The 5,900-nt window shown below is 62.3% G+C and carries 7 protein-coding genes and 1 pseudogene; 3 read left to right on the top strand and 5 right to left on the bottom strand.

Annotated features, from left to right (window positions below):
• Positions 1–435: 435 nt before the first annotated feature.
• The 4 genes and pseudogenes from ABZ293_RS41870 to ABZ293_RS41855 form a co-directional block, all read right to left on the bottom strand.
• Positions 436–1,572, bottom strand: coding sequence for a DUF6236 family protein (locus ABZ293_RS41870; RefSeq protein WP_355189893.1), 1,137 nt, complete (start codon positions 1,570–1,572; stop codon positions 436–438).
• Between the two features lie 44 nt (positions 1,573–1,616).
• Positions 1,617–1,709: pseudogene (locus tag ABZ293_RS41865) on the bottom strand (TrmH family RNA methyltransferase); the annotation flags it as partial.
• Positions 1,710–1,881: 172 nt separating this feature from the next.
• Positions 1,882–2,727, bottom strand: coding sequence for a helix-turn-helix transcriptional regulator (locus tag ABZ293_RS41860; RefSeq protein WP_355189892.1), 846 nt, complete (start codon positions 2,725–2,727; stop codon positions 1,882–1,884).
• Positions 2,724–3,245, bottom strand: a complete 522-nt coding sequence (locus tag ABZ293_RS41855) for a DUF6879 family protein (protein ID WP_355189891.1) — start codon at positions 3,243–3,245, stop codon at positions 2,724–2,726. Before ABZ293_RS41855 ends, ABZ293_RS41860 begins: the two co-directional genes overlap by 4 nt.
• A 530-nt stretch (positions 3,246–3,775) precedes the next feature.
• Between ABZ293_RS41855 and ABZ293_RS41850 the strand changes: the two genes are divergently transcribed.
• From ABZ293_RS41850 to ABZ293_RS41840, 3 genes are all read left to right on the top strand, one after another.
• A complete protein-coding gene (locus ABZ293_RS41850; protein ID WP_355189890.1) occupies positions 3,776–4,009 on the top strand; it encodes a hypothetical protein in 234 nt (77 codons plus the stop codon).
• Positions 4,010–4,011: 2 nt separating this feature from the next.
• Positions 4,012–4,176, top strand: coding sequence for a hypothetical protein (locus ABZ293_RS41845; protein ID WP_355189889.1), 165 nt, complete (start codon positions 4,012–4,014; stop codon positions 4,174–4,176).
• 324 nt (positions 4,177–4,500) lie between these two features.
• Positions 4,501–4,857, top strand: coding sequence for a hypothetical protein (locus ABZ293_RS41840; RefSeq protein ID WP_355189888.1), 357 nt, complete (start codon positions 4,501–4,503; stop codon positions 4,855–4,857).
• Between the two features lie 452 nt (positions 4,858–5,309).
• On the opposite strand, the gene ABZ293_RS41835 is transcribed toward ABZ293_RS41840, so the two are convergent.
• Positions 5,310–5,900: TrmH family RNA methyltransferase (locus ABZ293_RS41835; RefSeq protein ID WP_355189887.1), on the bottom strand; the 591-nt coding region annotated here is incomplete at its 5' end.

Raw genomic sequence — 5,900 nt, 5'->3', positions numbered from 1 at the left:
AAGAACTCGAACTCACGTGGCCCCAAGCCCTTACCGCGTCGATCCCGACCGCCCGCCGCTGAGCCAATCAATCCACAACTCTTGACAATTGCTCCCGCCGACGGAGATGCACGTGGCGTAGACGTGAGGTGTCGAGCCAGGAGCGGGACGCGGGCGAATCTGCATTGACGCGTCAGTGACATCAGCCCGTGCATTAGAGGTGGTGAGGGCGGGCGGGTGCCCGCCCTCACCCGTGTCGGAGGAATTGGTTGACGGCGGCGATATGGAGAACGGCTTGGTAGCGGACGGCGAGTTTCGACGCCAAGGCGGCTGACCGGTGATGCCCTCGCATGATGTGAACGAATTAAGTTGGCGCAGTGCAGCATCCCCAGATCACAGAAAGTGCTGCAAACCTCTGCTCGCTGTGCCGTCGCGCTGGGCGGTTCGGCGAGCAATCTATTTGCCCCTCGGCGCGAATCGTGCAATGGCCTGACGGACATTCTCGGCCAGTGAGGTCGGGTTCAGGTCTTCTCGAAGGTGATAGAGGTAGCTCACCGGCGACTCGGCCAATGTGGTGCGATGCTGCCGCGATGCCTGTTGTGCGGACTTCCACACTCCTATTGCGAGTCCGCCGAGACCGATTGCAGCGGCTCCAGGGGCCGCTGGGTGGAGTGCGAGGAGAGCCAGCGAACTCGATAGGGCCGCGGGTGCTGCGGCTTGGATATTCATTACGCCGAGTACCGTGTCCATACGCTGGCCGCGCATCGCGCGATCGAGGCTGTCCAGCGCCGGGGCGACTCGGTTTTCGTATCGCGCCCGCAGATGATCGAGCAGCGCTTCGCGGTTTCTCACACCCTCGAGCTGGGTGGACTCGATGACCAGGCCGTTGAGGGCGTGCTTGAACATTGCCCGCTCTCCCCGGTAGCGGTTTCGAAAGTCGATGATCTTGTCCACGGGGTACTCATCGATATCGCGTGGCAGCACTGTTGTGATCGCCATATTGACCAGATACGCCCGCTGTTCGTCGGAGGTCATCAATGGCGCTGGCTCACTTGACATTCCAGCGATCAGGCGTTTGGCACTCAGGCCGGCTGTGGACTGGTAGAAACTGTCGTCGGCGAGCGGTGCCGCACCGAGTTCGTCGGCAACACCGCCGGCGAGGAAGAGCAAGTATGCCTGTGCGAGCACTTCATGCATCAACAGGCGGTCGCCGCCAGCATCGGTTGCCCACCCCATTTCACGCAGCAGCGCGACCAAAGGTGGAGAGACTTTCCAACTGGCCAGCGACTCCTCGAACTCCCAGGAGGAGATACCGGGCGCGACACCCGGTCGGTATCTCGCGATATCGAGAGCCGACGTGGCGGCGATGAATTGCTCCGCCGCACGTTCGATGCTCGCCGTACTGGGTGTTATCGGTCGAACAAAGCCAGCCGAAGATAGTGCCAATTCTGTTGGGCTGATTCTGGGAAGCGAGGTTTGGGTCTCGTCGTTGTATAGGTGATATATCTGATCCCAGTAAAGGGCAATGACCTTCAGCCAACGATCTCGGCGGAAGTGCACATGCTGGAAATACAGGCCAAACCAGTCGTCCATGTTCGCTCCTGGTTCAAGGGTGCGGTGATGTCGCCCGGAACATCTCAACACAGCCCCGCGAGTTTGTAGAGCACCAGCGACCCCGCGACCGCGACATTGAGGCTGTTGCCGGTGCCGACCATGGGGATCTCGACGGCGTGTCGAGGACGCGGGAATATCCTTCCCCGAGGACATCCGAGAGCGCGTGAAGCAGGGGTAGTCCGCCACCGAACCTGCCTGAGCGATCGTGTACGGGAATGCAAGTCGATGCCCCACCATGATTACCGCTGTCATCGCGTGCGGGTAATCAAGCCGATAGCCCCCGGTTCGTCATTCCGGGGGCCGTCGGCGTCGTTCGTCGAGTGCTGCCCCGATCAGCTTTCGCGCAGCATCGCCGGTAACAGACTGTCCGGCAAGGGTTTTGAATGCGCGGCCGTAGGTCGCTATCTCGCGTGGCTGAGTGATGGTCAGCTCCGCGGCTGTTCCTTCCACCATAACCAGCCGGTTGTCGAACATGGCGAAGTTGGTGGACACCACAAGGGCCTCGGCCGTGGCCGGAACGATGCCGATAGTGACCCTGGGCATTCCGAGGATTGAGCCCAGCCGGTCAAGCTGGCCGATCATGACGGCATCGGTGCCAACGGTGGTGTAGAGCGCTTGCTCAGCAATCAGGAAGTGGAACAGGTGGTCACGCTGATACAGGATGCGTTGCCGTTCCATCCGCTTCGACACGGCTTCGTCTACATCGTCGGGTACCTGATGGAACTGGATACCCCGGCGTAGCTTGGCCTCGGCGTACTCAGCCGTCTGCAACAGGCCGGGAATGATCTGCGGCTGATAGTCACGGATGTGGGTTGCTTCCGCTTCGAGCTTCAGCGACTTCTGTTGCCGACGCTTCAGCCCGGTTCCGAGGATCTTCCGCCATTCGAGGTAGGCAACCTCGATGTGGTGGAGGGTAGCCAACAGGTCTGGGAGTTGGTCACTGGCGTTTGCATGTTCGCAGTACGCCCGGATGTCGTCATCGGACGGTTTGATCCGTCCGAATTCGATCTTGGACACCTTCGACTCATGCCAGCCTGAGAGTTGGGCCAGCTTGCGGTTGGTCAGCCCGGCCGTACGGCGAAGCTCCCGGAGACGCACCCCGAGAGCTTCCCGCGCATCGTGGACACTGCTCACTGGCTGACGTACTCCGCGTACGGGGTAGCCAGCTCCCACAGTCGTGCTTTCACACTCCGGGAGTAGCCGACGATTCCCGGGTCAGCGGTCACAGCCAGACCCGATGGCTTTCCTTGCTCGTTCACAAGGTTGTAGACAACGCGCTCGTTGTCGATGAGCCACCAGTCATCCGGGGGTACTTCCCCGGCGAGATGCCGGGGCACGTACCGGATGTCCTCACCTGCCGCTGTGTTCGTATCGGTCACCGACAGCAACCAACGGTGATAGTCGGTGTGCGGAACCGTGACCACACGTACCCGGCTGACAGTCACACCCCGTCCGGTCGTCTCCCGGATGAGATCGTTCCAACGGTTCTTGTGCTCGTCCGGCAACGCGGGCTCTCCGGCGAGGAACCGGCGAAACCGGTCCGACTCAGTTGGTACAGCGTAGGCGTCCCGAACTTCAAGGTGGAACGCTTCGGCCTTGCAATCGCGGAACAAGGCGAACCAGTCCGGTGGCTCATGCTGAAGGTAGAGCACCGTAGAACGTCCTCCTGATCTTCGGAACTTCAATCGCTGTCTCGTTGGACGCAAGGTCGAGCTGAGCCAGGGTCTCAGGCGCGGCGACTGGTCGGCCGGACAGAGTGAACGTGCCCCGGCCGGTGTCGGTCATAGCCGACCCGATGAACGTATCCGGTTCGGCGAATCCCGTTAGCAGGTGCGGGATTTCGATGGTTTCCGGGGTAGCTGTCTCCCATCCCTGGACGAGATAAGAGTTTTGGTCGGTGGCGTACAGCGTCGGGCACCCTCCAACGTCCGAACCACCTTTACCGAGGAACTGTAGGCGCATCGTTCTGCCCCCTGTCTTTTTCTGAGCACGAGTTTTCCCGCGCTACAGACATGATCCCCCGGTTTAGCCGACTTTGTGGACTGATAGGCGAATCTGAGCACAGTTGTGCACACTCCTGGCTGCTCTCCGCTGCGGCTCCTTAGCGTCGGAGCTGGCCCCCGTGACATGTGACGCCAACCGGTCACGGGGCGCCTACCAGCACCGGACTACAGGAGTCGAGATGGATAGGCGCACAAGACTGTTCGTGTTTCCAGGTGGGTTGTTGGAGGTCACCGACTACGGCGACGAGGACAACGACGAGGGGCCGGGGTTCTATCTGGAGTTGGGCCTTCAAGGGAGTCTCCCTCGCAGGGTTCCGGGTGCTGCCGTCGTGAATCACGATCTCAGCCCTGTCGAGCCCGCAGCCGCCGAGACATGCGCAAAGGTGCTGCGACTGCTCCGAGACTTGCCGTGATCATGCTCGGGTGGATCGTGTGCTTCGGCCTACCGCTTGCGGTGATGGTCGGAGTGATCGTGTGGCCGGAACAGATTCCGCAGGACCGCACCATCTGGGGCATCCGCGAACGGATCGAACGCGAGGACACGGGCGGGATTGAGCCCGACCCGTCACGGGAGTACTGATCGGCTCCCGGCCGGTCAGGCACAAGGAATGAGGAAATCCCTTGCGGTACAACATTTCGCGACTCGCCTTTATCGTTGCAGTCGCGACTGCCGTGCTGGTGCTGGTGACCTCCCCAGCATCGGCAATCACGATCGAAATGTGCGAGCAGTCGGGCGGGATAGTGGTCCGCTGCGCCGAGCAACCAGTGACGAGAGAGGACAAGGTGATGTGTCCGGCACCGGGGAAGACCATCAGGATTTGGTGTGTCGGAGGCCGCGAATACAACGGGTGGGAAATCTTCGAGTCCAGCGGCAATAGCCGCTACGGCCGATAAGGTGTCGGCCATGGCCGAACACCAGTCGGTAACCACGATCACTGGGGCAAACGCCAGCGTCATCGCTGCGTTGCGCCGCGCCGCCGAGATAGCCGCAGAGCAAGGGCACGGGGACGTGATCTGCTGGGAGGATCTGTTGCTCGCACTGCTCGATACGGCCGACAGTCCACCCTCACCGCTCGAATACCATTGGAAACAACGAGGTTTCGACGCACTGACGCTTGACGGACTTCGAGAGCTGGCAAGGTCCATCGTCCCAGCTGGCCCGGAGTCTGATGGTGACGCGGCGGAACCGGCAACGGTCACGTTTGAGGTCACAGGGCCGTACGCCGAGGAGTTTCGGGTGGTGGCCGAGCGCCGTCCGTGAACTGGCTGGAGCCCACTGGAAACTTTGAGGGCTCCGGCAAAGTTAATGCCCACTCGACTGGCGAGCTTGGTGCTAGATATGCCCCTCGGGTGCGTCCGGCACGGTCCGTTCGAGGATCTTCGCTGCCTTGTCCGTGACCCGTCCACCTGCGCGACCGGGAACCGACGTCAACCTGCCCTCTTTCCGAGCCCGCTCGAGGTGCTGGAGAACCGCACCCGACGACCGGCCGGGCACGTCCCCTAGCATGCCCGAGACGTTCCGCACCCCAGACGCCACAAAATAGACATACGTATCGCTCAGGTGCGCCAGGTACAGGAGTGGCAGCCTAGGGCACGTGAGCTGATGGATCGGGTTCTCGAAAAGTACGACGCGACTCCGCTACCGCCCCCGGGCGAGTGACCCCGGAGGGGAGCAACGACCCGTCAGCGAGCCGTGTGCTGAACCAACGCGGATCAACAGAGTCCCGCGAGTTTGTAGAGCACCAGCGAGCCCGCGACCGCGACATTGAGGCTGTGGCCGGTGCCGACCATGGGGATTTCGACGGCGGTGTCGAGGAGTTCCAGGGCTTCGGGTGGGATGCCGGTGGATTCGTGGCCGAGAACGATGATGGTGCGTTTGCGAGCGACGGGGAGGTCGGCGAGGCGGATGGATTCATCGGTCAGTTCCACCCCGACGATTGCCGAACCGCCGGTGCGCTGTCGGGCCAGCCAGCGGTCGACGCGGCCGTCGATCCAGTGCACACATTGCCGGTGCCGCAGCGTATTTCCGTGGTTCAGTGCGTCCGGCACCCACGGTCGGCGGGGCACCGCCAGGCAGGCGCCGACCGCATCACAGGTACGCAGCAGAGTGCCGAGATTGACGCCGTGTTTGGGCCACAGCGGTGCGGCGAGCAGATGGTTCCAGCAGCCGTGCGCCCGCGGACGCCGCTGGCGCCGGAGTTCGGGGCGGGTGCGCACCCGCGCGGCCGTCACCGACGCGCGGGAATACCCTTCCCGAGGGAGCGAAAGACTTGGCAGATAACGATTCTCATCGCGGTGATGCTT

Source organism: Nocardia sp. NPDC005998 (genome assembly GCF_040614395.1).
Classification (GTDB): domain Bacteria; phylum Actinomycetota; class Actinomycetes; order Mycobacteriales; family Mycobacteriaceae; genus Nocardia.
Note: the sequence above shows the minus strand (reverse complement) of the source record. Positions and strands in the feature narration are given on the sequence as shown.